This window comes from Paenibacillus terricola (assembly GCF_014779765.1).
GTDB classification, from domain to species: Bacteria; Bacillota; Bacilli; order Paenibacillales; family Paenibacillaceae; genus Paenibacillus_T; species Paenibacillus_T terricola.
The window spans coordinates 32,135-51,457 of sequence record NZ_JACXZA010000013.1 but is presented as its reverse complement, the minus strand read 5'-3'; the positions used below and the strand labels follow the sequence as shown (position 1 = coordinate 51,457).

Annotated in this window: 25 protein-coding genes; all 25 read right to left on the bottom strand. The window is 49.2% G+C overall.

The window, feature by feature from the left end:
- Positions 1–3: 3 nt before the first annotated feature.
- Positions 4–402 (bottom strand): 30S ribosomal protein S8, encoded by a 399-nt coding sequence (gene rpsH, locus H8B09_RS29695; protein WP_191207190.1) that lies wholly within the window; start codon positions 400–402, stop codon positions 4–6.
- 32 nt (positions 403–434) lie between these two features.
- Entirely contained in the window at positions 435–620 is a 186-nt protein-coding gene (locus H8B09_RS29690) for a type Z 30S ribosomal protein S14 (RefSeq protein WP_006037933.1), read from the bottom strand.
- 21 nt (positions 621–641) lie between these two features.
- Positions 642–1,184 (bottom strand): 50S ribosomal protein L5, encoded by a 543-nt coding sequence (gene rplE, locus H8B09_RS29685; RefSeq protein ID WP_191207189.1) that lies wholly within the window; start codon positions 1,182–1,184, stop codon positions 642–644.
- Between the two features lie 33 nt (positions 1,185–1,217).
- On the bottom strand, positions 1,218–1,571 hold the full coding sequence (gene rplX / locus H8B09_RS29680; protein ID WP_110046873.1) for a 50S ribosomal protein L24: 354 nt from the start codon (positions 1,569–1,571) through the stop codon (positions 1,218–1,220).
- Positions 1,572–1,640: 69 nt separating this feature from the next.
- Positions 1,641–2,009: a 50S ribosomal protein L14 gene (gene rplN, locus H8B09_RS29675; RefSeq protein WP_110046872.1), complete on the bottom strand. Its 369-nt coding sequence runs from the start codon at positions 2,007–2,009 to the stop codon at positions 1,641–1,643.
- 49 nt (positions 2,010–2,058) lie between these two features.
- The gene (gene rpsQ / locus H8B09_RS29670) at positions 2,059–2,322 is read right to left on the bottom strand and encodes a 30S ribosomal protein S17 (protein WP_191207188.1); all 264 of its coding nucleotides are present in this window, start codon (positions 2,320–2,322) and stop codon (positions 2,059–2,061) included.
- Between the two features lie 49 nt (positions 2,323–2,371).
- Positions 2,372–2,572 (bottom strand): 50S ribosomal protein L29, encoded by a 201-nt coding sequence (rpmC, locus tag H8B09_RS29665; protein ID WP_006037938.1) that lies wholly within the window; start codon positions 2,570–2,572, stop codon positions 2,372–2,374.
- The gene (rplP, locus tag H8B09_RS29660) at positions 2,562–2,996 is read right to left on the bottom strand and encodes a 50S ribosomal protein L16 (protein ID WP_110046870.1); all 435 of its coding nucleotides are present in this window, start codon (positions 2,994–2,996) and stop codon (positions 2,562–2,564) included. The genes rpmC and rplP overlap by 11 nt, the downstream gene beginning before the upstream one ends.
- A gap of 2 nt (positions 2,997–2,998) precedes the next feature.
- Positions 2,999–3,664 carry a 30S ribosomal protein S3 gene (rpsC, locus tag H8B09_RS29655; RefSeq protein WP_191207187.1) on the bottom strand — a complete coding sequence of 222 codons (666 nt, stop codon included), beginning with the start codon at positions 3,662–3,664 and terminating at the stop codon, positions 2,999–3,001.
- Between the two features lie 13 nt (positions 3,665–3,677).
- Positions 3,678–4,013 carry a 50S ribosomal protein L22 gene (rplV, locus tag H8B09_RS29650; RefSeq protein ID WP_191207186.1) on the bottom strand — a complete coding sequence of 112 codons (336 nt, stop codon included), beginning with the start codon at positions 4,011–4,013 and terminating at the stop codon, positions 3,678–3,680.
- A gap of 39 nt (positions 4,014–4,052) precedes the next feature.
- Positions 4,053–4,334, bottom strand: coding sequence for a 30S ribosomal protein S19 (gene rpsS / locus H8B09_RS29645; RefSeq protein ID WP_110046867.1), 282 nt, complete (start codon positions 4,332–4,334; stop codon positions 4,053–4,055).
- 68 nt (positions 4,335–4,402) lie between these two features.
- Positions 4,403–5,233 carry a 50S ribosomal protein L2 gene (rplB, locus tag H8B09_RS29640; RefSeq protein ID WP_191207185.1) on the bottom strand — a complete coding sequence of 277 codons (831 nt, stop codon included), beginning with the start codon at positions 5,231–5,233 and terminating at the stop codon, positions 4,403–4,405.
- A 23-nt stretch (positions 5,234–5,256) separates the two neighbouring features.
- Positions 5,257–5,547 (bottom strand): 50S ribosomal protein L23, encoded by a 291-nt coding sequence (rplW, locus tag H8B09_RS29635; RefSeq protein ID WP_191207184.1) that lies wholly within the window; start codon positions 5,545–5,547, stop codon positions 5,257–5,259.
- Complete coding sequence (rplD, locus tag H8B09_RS29630; protein WP_191207183.1) at positions 5,547–6,170, bottom strand: 50S ribosomal protein L4; 624 nt, start codon at positions 6,168–6,170, stop codon at positions 5,547–5,549. The genes rplW and rplD overlap by 1 nt, the downstream gene beginning before the upstream one ends.
- Before the next feature lie 28 nt (positions 6,171–6,198).
- Positions 6,199–6,822, bottom strand: a complete 624-nt coding sequence (gene rplC / locus H8B09_RS29625; RefSeq protein WP_191207182.1) for a 50S ribosomal protein L3 — start codon at positions 6,820–6,822, stop codon at positions 6,199–6,201.
- A 39-nt stretch (positions 6,823–6,861) separates the two neighbouring features.
- Positions 6,862–7,170 (bottom strand): 30S ribosomal protein S10, encoded by a 309-nt coding sequence (rpsJ, locus tag H8B09_RS29620; protein ID WP_006037947.1) that lies wholly within the window; start codon positions 7,168–7,170, stop codon positions 6,862–6,864.
- 289 nt (positions 7,171–7,459) lie between these two features.
- Positions 7,460–8,254, bottom strand: coding sequence for an ABC transporter ATP-binding protein (locus H8B09_RS29615; protein ID WP_191207181.1), 795 nt, complete (start codon positions 8,252–8,254; stop codon positions 7,460–7,462).
- A gap of 4 nt (positions 8,255–8,258) precedes the next feature.
- Positions 8,259–9,191: an ABC transporter permease gene (locus H8B09_RS29610; protein ID WP_191207180.1), complete on the bottom strand. Its 933-nt coding sequence runs from the start codon at positions 9,189–9,191 to the stop codon at positions 8,259–8,261.
- Between the two features lie 91 nt (positions 9,192–9,282).
- Positions 9,283–10,323 (bottom strand): ABC transporter substrate-binding protein, encoded by a 1,041-nt coding sequence (locus tag H8B09_RS29605; RefSeq protein ID WP_191207179.1) that lies wholly within the window; start codon positions 10,321–10,323, stop codon positions 9,283–9,285.
- 229 nt (positions 10,324–10,552) lie between these two features.
- Positions 10,553–11,743, bottom strand: a complete 1,191-nt coding sequence (gene tuf / locus H8B09_RS29600) for an elongation factor Tu (protein ID WP_191207178.1) — start codon at positions 11,741–11,743, stop codon at positions 10,553–10,555.
- 138 nt (positions 11,744–11,881) lie between these two features.
- Positions 11,882–13,960 carry an elongation factor G gene (gene fusA, locus H8B09_RS29595; protein WP_191207177.1) on the bottom strand — a complete coding sequence of 693 codons (2,079 nt, stop codon included), beginning with the start codon at positions 13,958–13,960 and terminating at the stop codon, positions 11,882–11,884.
- Between the two features lie 35 nt (positions 13,961–13,995).
- Positions 13,996–14,466 carry a 30S ribosomal protein S7 gene (gene rpsG / locus H8B09_RS29590; protein WP_110046857.1) on the bottom strand — a complete coding sequence of 157 codons (471 nt, stop codon included), beginning with the start codon at positions 14,464–14,466 and terminating at the stop codon, positions 13,996–13,998.
- A 186-nt stretch (positions 14,467–14,652) separates the two neighbouring features.
- Positions 14,653–15,072: a 30S ribosomal protein S12 gene (rpsL, locus tag H8B09_RS29585; RefSeq protein ID WP_191207176.1), complete on the bottom strand. Its 420-nt coding sequence runs from the start codon at positions 15,070–15,072 to the stop codon at positions 14,653–14,655.
- 150 nt (positions 15,073–15,222) lie between these two features.
- Positions 15,223–15,462, bottom strand: coding sequence for a ribosomal L7Ae/L30e/S12e/Gadd45 family protein (locus H8B09_RS29580; RefSeq protein ID WP_191207175.1), 240 nt, complete (start codon positions 15,460–15,462; stop codon positions 15,223–15,225).
- A 234-nt stretch (positions 15,463–15,696) separates the two neighbouring features.
- Complete coding sequence (gene rpoC / locus H8B09_RS29575; RefSeq protein WP_191207174.1) at positions 15,697–19,323, bottom strand: DNA-directed RNA polymerase subunit beta'; 3,627 nt, start codon at positions 19,321–19,323, stop codon at positions 15,697–15,699.

Below are 19,323 nucleotides of genomic sequence, written 5' to 3'. Positions count from 1 at the left end.
TTATTACCACACGTAGCAGACGACTTCGCCGCCAGCTTTCGATTGACGAGCTTCTTTATCGGTCATAATCCCTTTGGACGTGGAAATGATAGCAATTCCGAGACCGCCCAATACGCGAGGGACTTCGTTCGATTTCGTGTAAACACGAAGACCTGGTTTGCTAATGCGTTTCAGACCCGTGATTACGCGCTCATTGTTGGATCCGTATTTCAGGAAAACACGGATGATCCCTTGTTTGTTATCTTCGATATATTCTGCATCGCGGATGAAGCCCTCGCGTTTCAAAATCTCAGCGATTTGCTTCTTCACTTTCGAAGCAGGCATTTCCACGGTCTCGTGACGAACGACATTCGCGTTGCGGATGCGTGTCAGCATATCTGCGATCGGATCAGACATAACCATTTATGTGAACCTCCTTCCCGAACTAAGACTGATTACCAGCTTGCTTTTTTAACGCCAGGAATCTGGCCTTTATATGCTAATTCACGGAAACAAATCCGGCAAACTTTAAACTTTTGCAATACGGAGTGCGGACGACCGCAGCGCTCGCAACGGGTGTACGCACGCACTTTGAACTTCGGAGTGCGCTGCTGCTTTACTTTCATCGAAGTTTTTGCCACTTGGTAAACACCTCCCGTGGATTACTTCGTGAACGGCATGCCCAGTTGGGTGAGCAGCTCACGAGATTCTTCGTCCGTTTTGGCCGTCGTTACAATGACGATGTCCATACCGCGAACTTTATCAACTTTATCGTACTCGATCTCTGGGAAGATCACTTGCTCTTTCAGGCCCAGTGTATAGTTACCGCGTCCGTCGAACGCTTTCGTCGAGACACCGCGGAAGTCACGTACACGTGGAAGCGTAATGTTGAACAGTTTGTCGAGGAAGTAGTACATACGCTCACCGCGCAGCGTTACTTTCGCACCGATTGGCATGTTCTCACGAAGCTTGAAGCCTGCGATCGATTTCTTTGCACGCGTGATTACTGGCTTTTGACCAGCGATCAGTTGCAATTCAGCAACAGCAACATCCAGCACTTTGGAGTTAGCAGTAGCTTCACCAACACCCATGTTGATGACAACTTTCTCGATCTTAGGTACTTGCATTACAGTCGTATAGTTGAACTTCTGCATCAGAGCAGGAGTAATTTCGTTAAGATAACGATCTTTCATTCTTGCTGCCATGATTCAATGGACCTCCTTTCCGTTCCGGATCAATTAGTCGATCACTTCGCCGGATCGTTTAGCAACCCGGACTTTTTTGCCGTTGTCGAGCACTTTGTAACCGATGCGCGTTACTTTACCGCTCTTCGGATCAATGTGCATAACGTTCGATACGTGAATCGGAGCTTCTTGCTCGATGATGCCGCCTTGCGGATTCGCTTGGGACGGACGAGCGTGCTTCTTCACGATATTAACGCCTTCAATCAGGACGCGGTTTTCACGAGGGAAAGCTGCGATTACGCGACCTTTTTTGCCTTTGTCTTTACCGCTGATAACGATTACGTTATCGTCCTTTTTCACATGAAGCTTGTTGTTATGCGATTCAAGAACTTTTTTCAGCCGTGGCATGAGTACACCTCCTGCATGCTTGATCGATCATGCTTATATAGCACCGTGGCGCTGCGCGCCAAGCGGGCATTAGATAACTTCTGGTGCGAGCGAGACGATTTTCATGAAGTCCTTGTCGCGAAGTTCGCGAGCAACTGGTCCGAAGATACGTGTGCCACGTGGGCTCTTATCTTCCTTCACGATTACCGCTGCGTTCTCGTCGAATGCGATGTACGAACCGTCTTTACGGCGAACCGAACGCTTCGTACGAACGATAACAGCTTTAACTACGTCGCCTTTTTTGACAACGCCGCCTGGTGTTGCTTGTTTGACGGAGCAGATGATCAAATCACCGATTGCGCCAACACGACGACCCGTGCCGCCAAGCACGCGAATGCACATCAGTTCTTTAGCGCCGGAGTTGTCTGCTACAGCCAAACGCGTAAATGGTTGAATCATTTGTACGTCCTCCTTTCGGAAAAATGCACTTTAATCCGAGTCCAGGTTCTTATACGATAACTGCTTCTTCAACGATCTCTACGAGTCTGAAGCGTTTATCTTTGGAAAGCGGACGAGTCTCCATGATTTTCACGACGTCGCCGATCTTAGCCTGGTTGTTCTCGTCGTGTGCTTTGAATTTTTTCGTGTATTTAATGCGTTTATGGTACAGATCGTGCTTTTTGTATGTTTCAACAGCAACTACGATCGTTTTGTCCATTTTGTCGCTTACCACTTTGCCGATTTGAACTTTGCGGGCATTGCGTTCGCTCATGTTCTTCCTCCTTCCTTAAGCCATTACTGACTTATCCACTGTGTGAATATTAACTGCTGATACCGAGTTCTCTTTCACGCAGGACGGTTTTGGCACGAGCTATTTCCTTCCGCACATCACGAATGCGAGTCGGATTGTCGAGTTGGCCCGTTGCCAGTTGGAAACGAAGGTTGAAAAGTTCTTCCTTGAAGCCTGCGACTTTTTGTTCAATCTCAGCAGAGGTTAGGTTGCGAAATTCACTAGCTTTCATTTGCTTCACCACCTACTTCTTCGCGTTTCACGAACTTCGTTTTAACTGGGAGCTTGTGAGCTGCGAGACGCATTGCTTCACGAGCAATTTCCTCAGGAACGCCAGCAAGTTCAAACATGATCTTGCCTGGTTTTACAACTGCTACCCACTTCTCAACGTTACCTTTACCGCTACCCATCCGGACTTCAAGCGGCTTTTGCGTGATTGGCTTGTGAGGGAAGATCTTGATCCACACTTTACCACCACGTTTGATGTAACGTGTCATTGCAATACGGGCAGCTTCGATTTGACGGTTCGTAATCCATGAAGGCTCAAGAGCTTGCAGGCCGTATTCGCCGAAAGCGACTTCCGTACCGCCTTTTGCTTTACCTCTCATGTTACCGCGTTGTTGCTTACGGTGCTTGACGCGTTTAGGTACCAACATGTTTAGTTGCCTCCTTCCTGAGCAGCTTTCTTCTTAGCAGTCGGAAGGACTTCACCGCGATAGATCCACACTTTTACGCCGATGCGGCCGTAAGTCGTGTGCGCTTCAGCTGTGCCGTAGTCAATATCTGCGCGCAGCGTATGAAGTGGAACTGTACCTTCGCTGTAACCTTCCGTACGTGCGATCTCAGCGCCGCCGAGGCGACCGCTTACCGACGTTTTGATACCTTTAGCGCCCGAACGCATCGTGCGTTGGATCGCTTGTTTCAGTGCGCGGCGGAACGAAGTCCGGCGCTCAAGCTGTTGTGCAATGCTTTCAGCTACGAGAATAGCGTCCAGATCTGCATGCTTGATTTCAGTGATGTTAATATGCACTTTTTTGCCGTTCGTGATTTTAGCAAGTTGGTTGCGGAGGTTTTCAACTTCCGAACCGCCTTTACCGATGACCATGCCTGGTTTCGCCGTGTTGATCGTTACGTTGACGCGGTTAGCGGCACGCTCGATCTCGATGCGGGAAACGGCTGCGTCTTTCAGTTTGTTTTTCAGGAACTCACGAATTTTGACGTCTTCAATAAGAAGTGCGCCGAAATCTTTACCAGCAAACCATTTGGATTCCCAGTCGCGGATGATCCCGATACGAAGACCGACCGGATTTACCTTTTGACCCACACGTTTTCCCTCCTTATTTCTCGGATACGATCAAAGTGATATGGCTCGTACGTTTATTGATACGGCTTGCGCGGCCTTGTGCGCGCGGGCGGAACCGTTTCAACGTAGGACCTTGGTTCACATAAACTTGCTCTACAACCAGCTTGTTAACGTCCAGCTGGAAGTTATGCTCCGCGTTAGCAATAGCGGAGTTCAGAAGCTTCTCCACGATTGGGGAAGCGGACTTTGGCGTGTGACGCAAAATCGCGATTGCCTCGCCAACTTTCTTGCCGCGGATCAAATCAACGACCAGTTGGGCTTTACGAGGTGCAATACGAACGAAATTTACATGCGCTTTCGCTTGTGCCATGGATGAACCTCCTCTCGTAACGTTGAGTCAAACCGTTAATTAACGGCGACCCGTTTTCTTATCATCGTCGCTATGGCCTTTGTACGTACGCGTCGGTGCGAATTCACCGAACTTGTGTCCGACCATATCCTCCGTGACATATACCGGCACGTGCTTACGACCGTCATAAACAGCCAGCGTGTGACCAATGAATTGCGGGAAAATAGTCGAGCGACGGGACCACGTCTTAATCACGACTTTCTTGTTCGCTGCGTTCAGCTCTTCAACTTTCTTGAGCAGGTATCCGTCGATAAACGGACCTTTCTTCAAACTGCGACCCATGGATGATCCTCCCTTCACTTAACGTGCGCGTGACGGTTACCCGTCACGCAGATTGTATCAAGCACTCATTACTTCGTACGACGACGAATAATGTATTGGCTCGATGCTTTTTTCTTTTTGCGGGTTTTGAAGCCCAGCGTTGGTTTGCCCCAAGGGGACATAGGCGATTTGCGACCGATTGGAGCGCGGCCTTCACCACCACCGTGTGGGTGATCGTTAGGGTTCATTACTACGCCGCGAACTTCAGGACGCTTGCCGAGCCAACGGGAACGGCCTGCTTTACCGATTTTGATAAGCTCGTGATCTTCGTTACCTACGGAACCGACCGTAGCGCGGCATTTTTTGAGGATGCGACGCGTTTCGCCGGACGTAAGGCGGATAACCACGTAGTCTTCTTCTTTACCGAGCAGTTGTGCTTCTGTACCTGCTGCACGCACGAGCTGACCGCCTTTACCAGGCTTCATCTCGATGTTGTGGATAACTGTACCGACCGGAATGTTCTCAAGCGGCAAAGCGTTGCCGATCTTGATATCGGATTCTGGACCGGACATAACTTGATCGCCAACTTTCAGACCTTTAGGAGCGATGATATAACGCTTCTCGCCGTCTGCATAGTTGATCAAAGCGATGTTCGACGTGCGGTTTGGATCGTATTCGATCGTCGCTACGCGACCAACGATACCATCTTTGTTCCGTTTGAAGTCGATGATACGGTATTTACGTTTGTGTCCGCCACCATGGTGACGAACCGTAATTTTACCTTGGTTATTGCGGCCTGCTTTCTTCGAAAGCGGCGCAAGCAACGATTTCTCCGGTTGGCTTGCTGTGATCTCTTCAAAAGTCGAGACGGACATAGCGCGGCGAGCCGGGGATGTCGGTTTGTACTTCTTAACTGGCACTTGGTTTCCCTCCTATCTTCAAGTTATACGGACTCGAAGAACTCGAGCTCTTTGCTTTCGGCGCTCAGTTGAACGATCGCCTTTTTCCATTCGGACGTATATCCATTGTGACGGCCATAACGCTTCGGTTTAGCCGGTACGCGCATCGTATTCACGCTGTCGACTTTCACTTTGAAGATCGATTCAACTGCGCTTTTGATTTCCGTTTTGTTGGCACGGATGTCAACTTCAAAGACATAACGCTTGTTAGCCATGAAGTCACTGGTGCGTTCCGTAATAACCGGGCGCTTGATAATATCGCGTGGGTTCTTCATTACGCAAGCACCTCCTGAACTTTCTCTACGGCTTCTTTCGTGATGATCAATTGATCATATTGCAATACGTCAAGCACGTTAATGCCTTCAGCTGCAACGATTTTCACGCCTGGAATGTTACGCCCCGACAATGCAACATTGTCTTCATAGTTAGCCGTAACTACGAGCGCTTTGCGAGCCACCTTCAGGTTGTTCAGGATAGCTGCGAATTCCTTCGTTTTTGGTGTTGCCAACGACAGTTGATCAAGAACAACGATTTCGTTGCCGATTACTTTCGAAGACAATGCCGATTTGATCGCCAGACGGCGAACTTTTCTTGGAAGCTTGAAGCTGTAGCTGCGTGGAGTCGGTCCGAATACCGTACCACCGCCTACCCATTGTGGTGCACGAATCGAGCCTTGACGAGCGCGACCCGTACCTTTTTGTTTCCAAGGTTTGCGGCCGCCGCCGCGAACTTCAGAGCGTCCTTTAGTCTTATGCGTACCACGACGCTCTGCAGCTTGTTGCAACAGTACCGCGCTGTGCAATACGTGCGCGTTCGGTTGAATTCCGAATACGCTATCCGCGAGCTCAACTTCGCCTACTTGCGAGCCGCTCACGTTGTAAAGAGCTACTTTAGGCATAGCTAGTTCCTCCTTTCTTTAGAAGCGATTATTTCTTCACCGTCAATTTGACTTTAACAAGTGCATTTTTAGGACCTGGGATCGAACCTTTAACCAAGATAACATTGCGTTCTGCATCGACGCGAATGACTTCAAGGTTCTGGATCGTGATTGTTTCAGAGCCCATGTGACCTGGCAAGTGCTTGCCTTTAGGAACGCGGTTAGCTTGGATCGAACCCATCGAACCTGGACCACGGTGGTAACGCGAACCGTGAGACATAGGACCTGTGCTTTGATTCCAACGCTTGATCGTACCTTGGAAGCCTTTACCCTTCGAAACGCCCGTTACGTCAACAAATTCGCCTGCCGTGAACAGGTCAGCCTTAACAACTTGGCCAACTTCATATTCGCCGAGGTTAATACCGCGAATTTCACGAATGTAGCGCTTAGGAGCCGTGTTGGCTTTTTTCGCGTGGCCGATTGCTGGCTTCGTTGCGTTCTTTTCTTTCTTATCCGAGAAACCAAGTTGTACAGCTTCGTAGCCATCATTTTCTTGGTCTTTCTTTTGCAGGACGACGTTCGGGCCAGCTTCGATTACCGTTACCGGGATTACGTTGCCTTCTGCCGTAAACACTTGCGTCATGCCGAGTTTTTTACCTAAGATACCCTTCATGTTGACACCTCTTTTCCTTTGCTACTCTATCATTTGGTCTTACAGTTTGATTTCGATATCTACACCGGATGGCAGGTCGAGTCGCATCAATGCATCAACCGTTTGCGGCGTTGGGTTTACAATGTCGATAAGGCGCTTGTGTGTGCGCATTTCGAATTGTTCCCGGGAATCCTTGTACTTGTGTACCGCGCGGAGAACGGTGATGATTTGCTTTTCCGTAGGAAGCGGAATCGGCCCGGAAACACCTGCACCGGAACGTTTTGCTGTTTCTACGATTTTCTCAGCGGATTGGTCAAGAATTCTATGATCGTATGCTTTCAAGCGAATACGAATCTTTTGCTTTGCCATATAAGTCCCTCCTTCTATCGCCCAATTTATTTATCGGACATACTCCGTGAGAAAACCCGCTCACACGCCCCATGGCAAAGGGGCCGGGTGTGTCGGCAACCTCTCACATCATCGCAACGTCACAGACCAACATGAAATATTATAGCGAATTGGGCGGGCGATTGCAACTAGAAGTTATACATCTTATCGTTACCAATTCCTATGTGTTAATTATTAGCACTTCTATGGCGCAAAAGCGGCATCAATTCGCAATGCGAACCGATGCCGGCTTCATCTATTCCTTCATTAATTATCCGAGCACAACACGATCGTCTGCAAGCTTGCGACCGCTAATCCGTTCGAACTCACCAAGCAGCCGCTCTACGGTCAGATCTTTCTTCTGCTTCGCATCGACATCCAGAATGATACGCCCTTTGTCCATCATAATGAGACGATTGCCTAACTTGATAGCTTGTTCCATGTTATGCGTAACCATGAGCGTCGTAAGAGACATCTCGCGTACCAATGTCTCTGTAAGCGAAGTGATTAATTCAGCACGCGCTGGGTCGAGCGCAGCCGTATGCTCATCGAGCAGTAGAATCTGCGGTCTCGTGAAAGTCGACATCAACAAACTAAGCGCTTGACGTTCACCGCCAGACAATAAGCCCACTTTCGCTTTAAAGCGGTTCTCGAGGCCAATGCCAAGCTTTGCGAGCTGCTCTTTGAAGATCGCACGTCTTACTTTCGTAACACCTATCTGAAAACCACGGGATTGGCCACGCTTGAATGCCATCGCCATATTTTCTTCAATCGTCATGTTAGGTGCAGTACCTGCCATCGGATCTTGGAATACACGGCCTATCCAGCGCGCACGACGATGTTCAGACTGCTGTGTAATAACCCGACCATCGATACTTACATCACCCGTATCCGGCTTCATAACACCGGAGATAATATTCATGAGCGTCGACTTGCCTGCGCCATTACTGCCAATGACCGTTACAAAGTCGCCTGGGTTCAATTTAAGGTTAATCCCGATCAGCGCGATTTTCTCATCGACTGTTCCCGGATTAAACAACTTGGATACTTTCGAGATTTCGATCATCGCGTTAACCCTCCTTGGTCAAATTACGCATCGGTGCCAAGGATTCGCTTGCCGCTTTGGCAAGAAGCTGTGCCGAACGCTTGCGCGCATTTGATTTTTTCTTCATATATTTACGTACAGAAGGGAACACGAGCGCGATAATAACGATTATTGCTGTAATAAGCTTCAAGTCAGAAGCTTTGAGCCATTCAACCCGCAGAGCAATACCTACAATAATACGGTAAACGATCGAGCCCAGCACAACTGCGAGAGTAGCGCGGAAAATCGTTTTTGCTCCGAAAATCGCCTCACCGATAATAACAGAAGCAAGACCTATTACGATCATGCCGATCCCCATCGAGATATCAGCGAAACCGCCCTGCTGAGCGACCATCGCACCCGACAGTGCAACGAGACCATTGGACAAGCTGATACCAACAATCTTGGTATTATCGGTATTGGCACCAAAGCTTCTAATCATACGCGCATTGTCGCCTGTTGCACGAAGACTTAAACCTTGATCCGTCCGGAAGTACATATCAAGCAGCAATTTAAGAACGATAACGATAATCGGCATAATAACGAGAACCGAAACGCCTGTGAAGATGGTTTCCGATCGAATTAACGAGATGTTCGGCTTACCCATGATCCGCAAGTTAATCGAATAAAGGGCAATCATCATCAGGATACCGGAGAGCAACCCATTAATTTTACCCTTCGTATGCAAAATACCTGTAAGCGCACCTGCAGCAAGACCTCCGCCAAAAGCAGCCAGCGTTGCCAACCATGGCTCTGCCCCGTGAGTGATCATCACCGCAGCAATACCTGCACCTGTTGTAAAGCTTCCATCAACCGTTAAGTCAGGAAAGTCGAGAATACGGAATGTAATATAAACGCCAAGCGCCATCAAAGCATAGAGAAGCCCGAGCTCTATTGCGCCATTTAACCAACTGGGCATTGCATTCCCTCCATTAGAAATTAATAAACGGAGTGAACACGAACGATCGGTCCACCCCGCGCAGCTTGTTTATTACAATACATTTTAAATCCTACTCAATGATATCGTTAGCAGCGTCTTTCACTTCCGCCTTCATTGCATCTGTAACCGTGATGCCTTGTGCTTCAGCAGCCTTCAGGTTAAGAATCAGGTCCAGTTTCTCTGGAACCGTAATCTTCATTTCGCCTGGCTTCTTGCCATTCTTCAGGATATCAACTGCCATTTGGCCAACTTGATAGCCATGGTCGTAGTATTTGAAGCCAACCGTTGCGAACGATCCGTTCTCTACTGTATCGCGGTCACTAGAGAACAGCGGGATATGATTTTTGTTAGATGTTTGGACAATCGCATCAAAACCGTTAACAACCATGTTGTCGAGCGTTACATAAAACGCATCTACACGGCCGACAAGCGATTCGGCTGCTTGTTTCACTTCGGATGTATTAGTAACCGGCGCTTTGACCAGCTCGATTCCGTATTTAGCTAGTTCTTCTTTGGCTTTGTCAGCCATTACGACTGCGTTCGTCTCGCCTTCGTTAATAATGAGACCAAGTTTCTTCACGTTAGGGAAGTTAGTCGAGATGAACTTCATTAATTGCGCGATTGCTTCTGGGTTCGTATCCGAAGCGCCGGATACGTTGCCGCCTGGCTGATCCAGGTTCGTTACGATATCAGCTGCAATAGGATCCGTTACTGCTGCGAACAATACTGGCACATCAGACACTTGCTGAACGACAGCTTGTGCCGAAGGTGTAGCAATTGCGAGTACTAGATCGTTTTTGTCACCAGCAACCTTCTGTGCGATCGACAGGTTGTTCGTTTGATCGCCTTGTGCGTTGTTATAATCAATCTTCAGGTTCTCGCCTTCTACCAGACCGCCATCTTTCAAAGCTGCAATGAACCCTTCACGAGTTGCATCCAGTGCCGGATGTTCAACAATCTGCGAGATCGCGATCTTGTAAACTTTATCACCGCTAGCCGCTGCTGAATCCTTGCTGCCTTCGTCATTCGATTTGGCTGTATTGCCGCATCCCGCGGATACGAGCAATGTTGCTGCCAGTACTAGTGAACCCCATACTTTCTTGCTGAACAAATGAACCCCTCCTGATGTAAGTATGTTTATCTACATATATATATATTAACTCTTAATATTTATACTACTTTGCTTGTGTTTACATCGTCAATGTCATTATTTTCAAAATATATTTGTAATTTTTAACCATTATAAATTTTGTCATAAATGCAAAAAAGCTGCCACAAGTCAAATGAATGACCTGTGGCAGCTCTTTGGATGCTAATACGACGTTACCGCCGTAATGGCATTATTTTTGGATCGTAGCTACTGCGCCAGCGCCTACCGTACGGCCGCCTTCGCGAATAGCGAAACGCGTACCTTCTTCGATAGCGATTGGAGCGATCAGCTCAACCGTAACCGTGATGTTATCGCCTGGCATTACCATCTCTTGACCTTCTGGAAGGTTGATGATGCCTGTAACGTCAGTTGTACGGAAGTAGAATTGTGGACGGTAGCCCGTGAAGAAAGGCTTGTGACGGCCACCCTCTTCTTTAGTCAGAACGTAGATTTGAGCCGTGAAGTTCGTGTGTGGTTTAACGGAACCTGGCTTAGCAAGTACTTGACCACGCTCGATGTCTTTACGGTCAACACCACGAAGAAGTGCGCCTACGTTGTCGCCTGCTTGAGCGGAGTCAAGCAGTTTACGGAACATTTCTACGCCCGTAACAACGGATTTGCGAGTTTCTTCATGCAGACCGATGATTTCGATCTCGTCGCCGACTTTGATCGTACCGCGCTCTACGCGACCCGTAGCAACCGTACCACGGCCCGTGATCGTGAACACGTCCTCGACAGGCATAAGGAAAGGCTTGTCTGTATCGCGCTCAGGCGTAGGGATGTAGCTGTCAACTGCTTCGAACAGTTCGATGATTTTGTCAGCCCAAGGGCCGTCTGGGTTTGCCAGAGCTTCACGAGCAGCGCCACGGATGATTGGCGTGTCGTCGCCTGGGAACTCATACTCGCTCAGAAGGTCGCGAACTTCCATCTCAACGAGCTCGAGGAGCTCTTCGTCTTCAACCATGTCGCATTTGTTCAGGAATACGACGATGTATGGAACGCCTACTTGGCGGGAGAGCAGGATGTGCTCGCGCGTTTGTGGCATTGGGCCGTCAGCTGCGGATACGACGAGGATAGCGCCGTCCATTTGTGCTGCACCCGTGATCATGTTTTTAACGTAGTCGGCGTGACCTGGGCAGTCAACGTGTGCGTAGTGACGGTTAGGCGTCTCGTACTCAACGTGTGCAGTCGAGATCGTGATACCGCGCTCGCGCTCTTCTGGTGCTTTATCGATTTGGTCGAATGCTACTGCAGCACCGCCGTATTTTTTGGACAATACAGTCGTGATAGCAGCCGTAGTCGTCGTTTTACCATGGTCAACGTGACCGATAGTACCGATGTTAACGTGCGGTTTATTACGTTCAAATTTAGCCTTAGCCATTGAACTTCTGCCTCCTTAAATTCAAATGATTATAGTTTATGTTGTATATGATGGTATCCACGGCTTACGAATAGTCGCGCAAGCCGCAAAATAACCAAGTAAACCTTATAGTAAGCTATTACTCGTCAAAGATAAAGATTATTGAGCACCTTTGTTCTTCGCGATGATAGCTTCGGAGATCGAACGTGGAACTTCTTCATAGTGAGAAAGTTCCATCGAGAATACACCGCGTCCTTGCGTACCCGAACGGAGAACCGTCGAGTAGCCGAACATTTCGGAAAGAGGTACCTTCGCACGAACGATCAGGGAGCCGTGTTTCGTATCCGAACCTTCGATGCGGCCACGACGGGAGCTGAGCATACCCATTACGTCACCCATGTATTCTTCCGGAACGCTAACTTCGACTTTCATGATTGGCTCAAGCAGTACTGGGGAACATTTGTCCTTAGCTGCTTTAAGCGCCATCGAACCAGCAATTTTGAACGCCATCTCCGAGGAGTCAACGTCATGGTACGAACCATCGACAACAGTTGCTTTGATGTCAACAAGCGGGAAGCCTGCGAGGACACCGTTCTTCATCGATTCTTCGATACCAGCTTGGATTGGTCCGATGAATTCACGTGGAATAGAGCCGCCAACGACTTTATTCTCGAACGTGAAGCCTGCGCCAGCTTCTTGTGGTTCGAACTCAACCCAGCAATGACCAAATTGGCCACGGCCGCCGGATTGGCGAACGAACTTACCTTCAACCTTAGCTGCAGTTTTGAAAGTCTCACGGTAAGCTACCTGAGGTGCGCCTACGTTCGTTTCGACTTTGAATTCACGAAGCATACGGTCTACGAGGATCTCCAAGTGAAGCTCGCCCATACCCGCGATGATCGTTTGACCCGTTTCTTCGTCCGTGTGAGCGCGGAAAGTCGGATCTTCTTCAGCGAGCTTCTGAAGCGCGATACCCATTTTGTCTTGGTCAGCCTTAGTCTTAGGCTCAACCGCGAGTTGGATAACAGGCTCTGGGAAGTTCATCGACTCAAGAATTACCGGGTTTTTCTCGTCACACAGCGTGTCGCCGGTCGTCGTGTCTTTCAGACCTACTGCAGCCGCGATGTCACCGGAGTAAACTTCGCTGATCTCTTGACGGCTGTTAGCGTGCATCTGAAGGATACGTCCAACCCGTTCACGTTTACCTTTCGTTGCATTCACAACGTACGAACCGGAGTTCAATACACCGGAGTATACGCGGAAGAACGTCAGTTTACCGACATACGGGTCAGTCATGATTTTGAACGCCAGTGCTGCGAAAGGCTGGTCGTCTGCAGATTTGCGAACCGTCTCCGTGCCGTCTTCAAGGGTACCCTTGATGTCTGGAACGTCGATTGGAGCTGGCAAATAATCAACGACAGCGTCAAGCATCAACTGAACGCCTTTGTTACGGTAGGAAGAACCGCATACAACTGGGAAGATTTTAACTTCGCAAACACCCTTACGGAGCGTTGCTTTCAGTTCCGCGATTGTGACTTCTTCACCTTCGAGGTACTTCATCGTCAATTCTTCATCAAGTTCTGCAACTTTCTCTACCAGATCCGCACGGAGCTCTTCGACTTTGTCTGCAAGCTCAGCTGGGATTTCGATTTCCTCAGGATCTTTACCAAGGTCATCTTTGTACTTATATGCTTTACGCTCAACCAGGTCAATCATGCCGATGAAATCATTCTCAGCACCGATTGGCAGTTGGATTGCGACAGCATTGGCTTGCAGACGCTCGCGCATGTCTTTAACGACATTCAAGAAGTCTGCGCCGATGATATCCATTTTGTTGACGTATGCGATCCGTGGAACGCCGTAGCGATCCGCTTGACGCCATACTGTCTCGGACTGAGGCTCAACGCCTTCTTTTGCACTGAAAACACCTACAGCCCCGTCCAATACGCGCAGGGAACGTTCAACTTCAACCGTGAAGTCAACGTGCCCTGGGGTGTCGATAATATTGATGCGGTGACCATTCCACTGAGCAGTCGTAGCGGCAGACGTAATCGTGATGCCGCGCTCCTGCTCTTGCTCCATCCAGTCCATCGTAGCTGCACCTTCGTGCACCTCGCCGATTTTGTGGGTACGGCCTGTGTAGAACAGGATCCGTTCAGTCGTGGTGGTTTTACCCGCATCAATATGCGCCATAATCCCGATGTTACGCGTATTTTTCAAGGAGAACTCTCTTGCCATGATTATGTCTCCTTCCGATTATACGAATGTGAATCCTACCAGCGGTAATGTGCGAACGCTTTGTTCGCTTCCGCCATTTTGTGCGTGTCTTCGCGCTTCTTAACAGCTGCACCCGTGTTGTTCGATGCGTCAAGAATTTCAGCAGCCAGACGTTCTACCATCGTTTTCTCACCGCGGTTACGTGAGTAGTTCACGAGCCAACGGAGACCAAGCGACGTACGACGCTCCGGTTTCACTTCGATCGGCACTTGATAGTTGGAACCGCCTACGCGGCGAGCTTTAACTTCAAGGACAGGCATGATGTTCTTGATTGCTGCTTCAAAAACTTCCATTGGATCTTTACCGGAACGTTCTTGAATAAGCTTGAATGCATCATACAGCAGTGTTTGAGCAACACCGCGTTTACCGTCGATCATGATACGGTTGATCAGACGAGTTACTAGTTTGCTATTGTACACCGGATCCGGCAGTACATCACGTTTAGTTACAGGACCTTTACGTGGCATGAGGATGTCCCCCTTTCTTGATTAATCGCTTGTTGTAGCATTGTAATAAGCCAGTTAGCTTATACGACCGCATAAGAATTATTAAGTTTCCAAGTGTTCAAGGAACGTTAAAATTCTTATTGGCGATAAAACCTACCTTTAAACGCGGTCGCTCATCGCTGAACTACCTCGATATAGGTTTTTTCATTATTTCTTAACTTTCGCACGTTTCGTGCCGTATTTGGAACGAGCTTGTTTACGGTTGTTAACGCCAGCCGTGTCAAGCGCACCACGTACGATGTGATAACGTACACCTGGAAGGTCTTTTACACGACCACCGCGGATCAGTACAACGCTGTGTTCTTGCAGGTTGTGACCGATACCTGGGATGTATGCCGTTACCTCGACTTTGTTCGTCAGACGTACACGGGCATATTTCCGGAGTGCGGAGTTCGGTTTTTTAGGAGTCATCGTACCTACACGAGTGCAGACACCGCGTTTTTGAGGAGCGCTGATGTTTGTAGCCTCACGTTTCAGGGCGTTGAAACCTCTTTGCAGAGCCGGCGATTTCGATTTAACTACTTTCGCTTGACGGCCTTTGCGGACCAGTTGGTTAATAGTTGGCATGTTGTTGCCACCCCCTTCCTCTATTCTCACTGCTTCAAGTCTTACTCAAAAAGTTAAGCCCACAGATCCAGGCGATTCATAAAGAAACAAATAAAAATTTCTGTCAGCACGTTCATCCAAAAATAAACTGCCAACAAAAATAACGATTCTCTATTCGTCTTCCGAAGAATCCGGAATAACCGCAGCCATAGCAGCTCCAACGTCGATCCCGCAGGTATCCCCTAGGTCTCGCATCGTCTTCACCCATTGCACTTCGATTCCCGATTCAACGCATAACCGAACGATTCGGTCCGTCAACCGCGGATCTGCATCTTGCGCGACATAGACGAGTACAGCCTTGCGTAACTCAACCATCTTCGTCGTTTGCTTCGTGCCGATCTTGTACTGCATGCAATCACCACTCTTCGTTCGACTAGATAATGATCACACGAACAGGCACACTTCGATATATTAGCACCCAGCGCCTATACATGTCAAGGCGAATCAAGTGAATAAATCGATATAAAAGTTTTGAAAATTTAGCCTCTCAAAAGAAACGGAACCCATTGGCGAAAGTCGTTACTCCAACCATCGCCAATGGCTTCCGATTACTTCATTACATTCAGCAATCCGTTATGTTAACGATTAGGATTCAATCGCAACAGACTCTTGATCCGCCGAATTGTCAGCCTCTAGCACTTCATCTTCCAGTCCAGCGAAGCGGATGCTCCGATAACGGGTCATACCCGTACCAGCTGGGATGAGCTTGCCAATGATGACATTCTCTTTAAGACCAAGCAGTTGGTCGACTTTACCTTTGATCGCTGCATCCGTCAGGACACGAGTCGTTTCTTGGAACGAAGCTGCGGACAAGAACGAATCCGTCTCGAGGGACGCTTTCGTAATACCGAGCAAGACCGGTTTAGCAACGGCAGGCTCAAGACCAGCCAGAATTGCGGTGCGGTTAGCTGCTTCGTATTCATGAATGTCGACGAACGATCCCGGCAGAAGCGGCGTATCGCCGTTGTCAACGATACGGATCTTGCGAAGCATCTGCTTAATCATAACTTCGACGTGCTTATCGTTAATTTCTACGCCTTGGTTACGGTATACGCGCTGAACTTCCTGAAGGATGTAGTTCTGCACGCCGCGGATACCTTTGATGCGCAGCATTTCTTTAGGGTCGATCGAGCCGTCCGTCAGTTCGTCGCCGGCATCAAGTTTAGCGCCTTGGCTTACGCGGAGACGCGAACCGTAAGGTACGAGATATACTTTCGTCTCTGCTTCACCCTGTACTTCGATCTCACGGCGGTCTTTACCGTCACGAACCTCTTTGACGACACCGTCGATTTCGCTGATCGTCGCTTGACCTTTCGGATTACGCGCCTCGAAGAGCTCTTGGATACGCGGCAAACCTTGCGTAATATCGTCGCCGGCAACGCCGCCGGTGTGGAATGTACGCATTGTAAGCTGTGTACCTGGCTCGCCGATCGATTGAGCAGCGATAATGCCAACTGCTTCGCCGATCTCAACGAATTTACCGGTCGCCAAGTTGCGGCCGTAGCACATTTTGCAGACGCCATGACGAGCGCGGCAGCTGAGAACCGTACGAATCTGCAGCTTTTGTACGCCTGCAGCAACGATCTCTTCCGCTTTGTTAGAGTCAATCAGCTCGTTACGGCGAGCGATGATCTCTCTCGTCTCCGGATGGCGAACGGTCTCGAAGCAGTAGCGTCCTTCAATACGGTCGTACAGATCTTCGATAACTTCTTTACCATCACGGATTTGGCTAACTGTGAAGCCTTTATCTGTTCCGCAATCATCTTCGCGTACGATAACATCCTGTGCAACGTCAACGAGACGACGAGTCAGGTAACCCGAGTCAGCTGTACGAAGCGCCGTATCGGCAAGACCTTTACGCGCACCGTGCGTCGAGATGAAGTACTCGAGGACAGTCAGACCATCACGGAAGTTCGATTTGATCGGGATTTCAAAGATACGACCGGATGGCGTTGCCATCAGACCGCGCATACCGCCAAGCTGCGTAATCTGCGATTTGTTACCCCGTGCTTTGGAGTCTACCATGAGCATGATGGAGTTGAAGCGATCCATCGATTTCATGAGAGCATCCGTAACTTGGTCTTTTGCTTTACCCCAAATCTCGATGACACGATCATAGCGCTCTTCGTCAGTGATTAGACCTCGACGATATTGATTCGTAACGAGTTTAACCTTCTCATCCGATTCCTGCATGATCTGCTGTCTTTCAACTGGAACTGTAACGTCTGCCACGGCAACGGTAATACCAGCACGCGTGGAGTACGTAAAGCCAAGCTTCTTGATTTGGTCAAGGATGACCGACGTTCTTGTCGTCTCGTAGATACGGAAGCACTCTGCGATAATATGACCAAGGTACTCTTTACCGACTGCTGGTGCAATCGCAAGATTCTCGGTGATATCACGCAGGTTTGCGCCTTTCTCGTAGACGAAGTATTTTTCCGGCGTGCCGTGCAGCAAGTTCGCTTTGGTAGCTTCATTGATGTACGGGAACGTATCCGGGAATATTTCGTTGAAAATAATTTTACCAACCGTCGTAGCAAGAAGCGCATCATGCTGCTTCTCCGTGAACGAGGTTTTGCCAAGTACACGCGCAGGGATATATACACGTGCGTGCAGCGCTGCTGCACCGCGTTGGTATGCGGATACGGCTTCGTTAACCGAAGCGAATACAAGTCCGCTGCCCTTCGCGTCTTTGTTGTCTACCGTCAGATAGTAGCTGCCGAGTACCATATCCTGCGATGGGGTAACGACTGGCTTACCGTCTTTCGGGTTCAAGATATTGCCCGATGCGAGCATAAGCAAGCGTGCTTCTGCTTGCGCTTCTGCAGACAACGGAACGTGAACAGCCATCTGGTCACCGTCGAAGTCGGCGTTGTATGCCGTACAAACGAGTGGATGCAGACGAATTGCGCGTCCTTCAACCAGAATTGGTTCGAACGCTTGAATGCCGAGACGGTGAAGCGTCGGGGCACGGTTCAGAAGAACCGGGTGTTCTTTGATTACTTCTTCAAGAACGTCCCACACTTCAGCGCTCACACGTTCAACTTTGCGCTTCGCGCTCTTAATGTTGTGAGCCAGGCCTTTGTTCACAAGCTCTTTCATAACGAACGGCTTGAACAATTCAAGCGCCATCTCTTTCGGCAGACCGCATTGGTACATTTTCAAGTATGGACCAACGACGATAACGGAACGACCAGAATAGTCTACCCGTTTACCGAGCAAGTTCTGACGGAAACGTCCTTGTTTACCTTTCAGCATGTGGCTGAGCGATTTCAGAGGACGGTTACCCGGACCTGTTACAGGACGGCCGCGACGACCGTTGTCGATCAACGCGTCAACTGCTTCCTGCAGCATCCGTTTCTCGTTCTGTACGATGATGTCAGGAGCGCCCAGATCAAGCAGACGCTTCAGACGGTTGTTACGGTTAATGACTCGACGATACAGATCGTTCAAGTCAGAAGTTGCGAAACGTCCGCCATCGAGCTGAACCATCGGACGCAGTTCCGGTGGAATAACCGGGAGCACGTCGAGGATCATCCAGTCCGGACGGTTGCCGGAGCTGTTGAAAGCTTCGATCACTTCAAGACGCTTGATCGCGCGGTTACGGCGTTGGCCTTGTGCCGTGCGAAGCTCTTCTTTCAGCGTGTCGAGTTCTTTCTCAAGATCGATGTCTTGGAGCAGTTTCTTAACTGCCTCTGCGCCCATACCAGCTTGGAAGCCATAGCCGTATTTCTCACGGTAGCTGCGATATTCTTTCTCGGAGAGCAATTGCTTCTTCTCGAGAGGCGTATCGCCTGGATCCGTAACGACATAGGATGCAAAGTAGATGATCTCTTCCAGAGAGCGTGGCGACATATCGAGCGCCAAGCCCATCCGGCTAGGGATCCCTTTGAAATACCAGATGTGCGATACCGGAGCGGCGAGCTCAATATGGCCCATCCGCTCACGGCGTACTTTGGAACGCGTTACTTCGACGCCGCAGCGATCGCAGACAACGCCTTTATAACGTACCCGTTTATATTTACCGCAATGACATTCCCAGTCTTTCGTAGGTCCGAAAATCTTCTCGCAGAAGAGACCTTCCTTCTCCGGCTTCAACGTCCTATAGTTGATAGTTTCCGGCTTCTTCACTTCTCCGCGGGACCACGATCGAATTTTATCGGGAGATGCCAGCCCGATCTTCATGTACTCGAAGTTGTTCACGTCCAACAA

Bases quoted from the DNA above. Each gene is read 5' to 3' on its own strand.
- rpsH (WP_191207190.1), bottom strand. From the start codon at position 402: ATGGTTATGTCTGATCCGATCGCAGATATGCTGACACGCATCCGCAAC.
- rplE (WP_191207189.1), bottom strand. From the start codon at position 1,184: ATGGCAGCAAGAATGAAAGATCGTTATCTTAACGAAATTACTCCTGCT.
- rplX (WP_110046873.1), bottom strand. From the start codon at position 1,571: ATGCCACGGCTGAAAAAAGTTCTTGAATCGCATAACAACAAGCTTCAT.
- rplN (WP_110046872.1), bottom strand. From the start codon at position 2,009: ATGATTCAACCATTTACGCGTTTGGCTGTAGCAGACAACTCCGGCGCT.
- rpsQ (WP_191207188.1), bottom strand. From the start codon at position 2,322: ATGAGCGAACGCAATGCCCGCAAAGTTCAAATCGGCAAAGTGGTAAGC.
- rpmC (WP_006037938.1), bottom strand. From the start codon at position 2,572: ATGAAAGCTAGTGAATTTCGCAACCTAACCTCTGCTGAGATTGAACAA.
- rplP (WP_110046870.1), bottom strand. From the start codon at position 2,996: ATGTTGGTACCTAAACGCGTCAAGCACCGTAAGCAACAACGCGGTAAC.
- rplV (WP_191207186.1), bottom strand. From the start codon at position 4,013: ATGGCACAAGCGAAAGCGCATGTAAATTTCGTTCGTATTGCACCTCGT.
- rpsS (WP_110046867.1), bottom strand. From the start codon at position 4,334: ATGGGTCGCAGTTTGAAGAAAGGTCCGTTTATCGACGGATACCTGCTC.
- rplW (WP_191207184.1), bottom strand. From the start codon at position 5,547: ATGAAGAACCCACGCGATATTATCAAGCGCCCGGTTATTACGGAACGC.
- rplD (WP_191207183.1), bottom strand. From the start codon at position 6,170: ATGCCTAAAGTAGCTCTTTACAACGTGAGCGGCTCGCAAGTAGGCGAA.
- rplC (WP_191207182.1), bottom strand. From the start codon at position 6,822: ATGAAGGGTATCTTAGGTAAAAAACTCGGCATGACGCAAGTGTTTACG.
- rpsJ (WP_006037947.1), bottom strand. From the start codon at position 7,170: ATGGCAAAGCAAAAGATTCGTATTCGCTTGAAAGCATACGATCATAGA.
- H8B09_RS29615 (WP_191207181.1), bottom strand. From the start codon at position 8,254: ATGATCGAAATCTCGAAAGTATCCAAGTTGTTTAATCCGGGAACAGTC.
- H8B09_RS29610 (WP_191207180.1), bottom strand. From the start codon at position 9,191: ATGCCCAGTTGGTTAAATGGCGCAATAGAGCTCGGGCTTCTCTATGCT.
- tuf (WP_191207178.1), bottom strand. From the start codon at position 11,743: ATGGCTAAGGCTAAATTTGAACGTAATAAACCGCACGTTAACATCGGT.
- fusA (WP_191207177.1), bottom strand. From the start codon at position 13,960: ATGGCAAGAGAGTTCTCCTTGAAAAATACGCGTAACATCGGGATTATG.
- rpsG (WP_110046857.1), bottom strand. From the start codon at position 14,466: ATGCCACGTAAAGGTCCTGTAACTAAACGTGATGTACTGCCGGATCCG.
- rpsL (WP_191207176.1), bottom strand. From the start codon at position 15,072: ATGCCAACTATTAACCAACTGGTCCGCAAAGGCCGTCAAGCGAAAGTA.
- H8B09_RS29580 (WP_191207175.1), bottom strand. From the start codon at position 15,462: ATGCAGTACAAGATCGGCACGAAGCAAACGACGAAGATGGTTGAGTTA.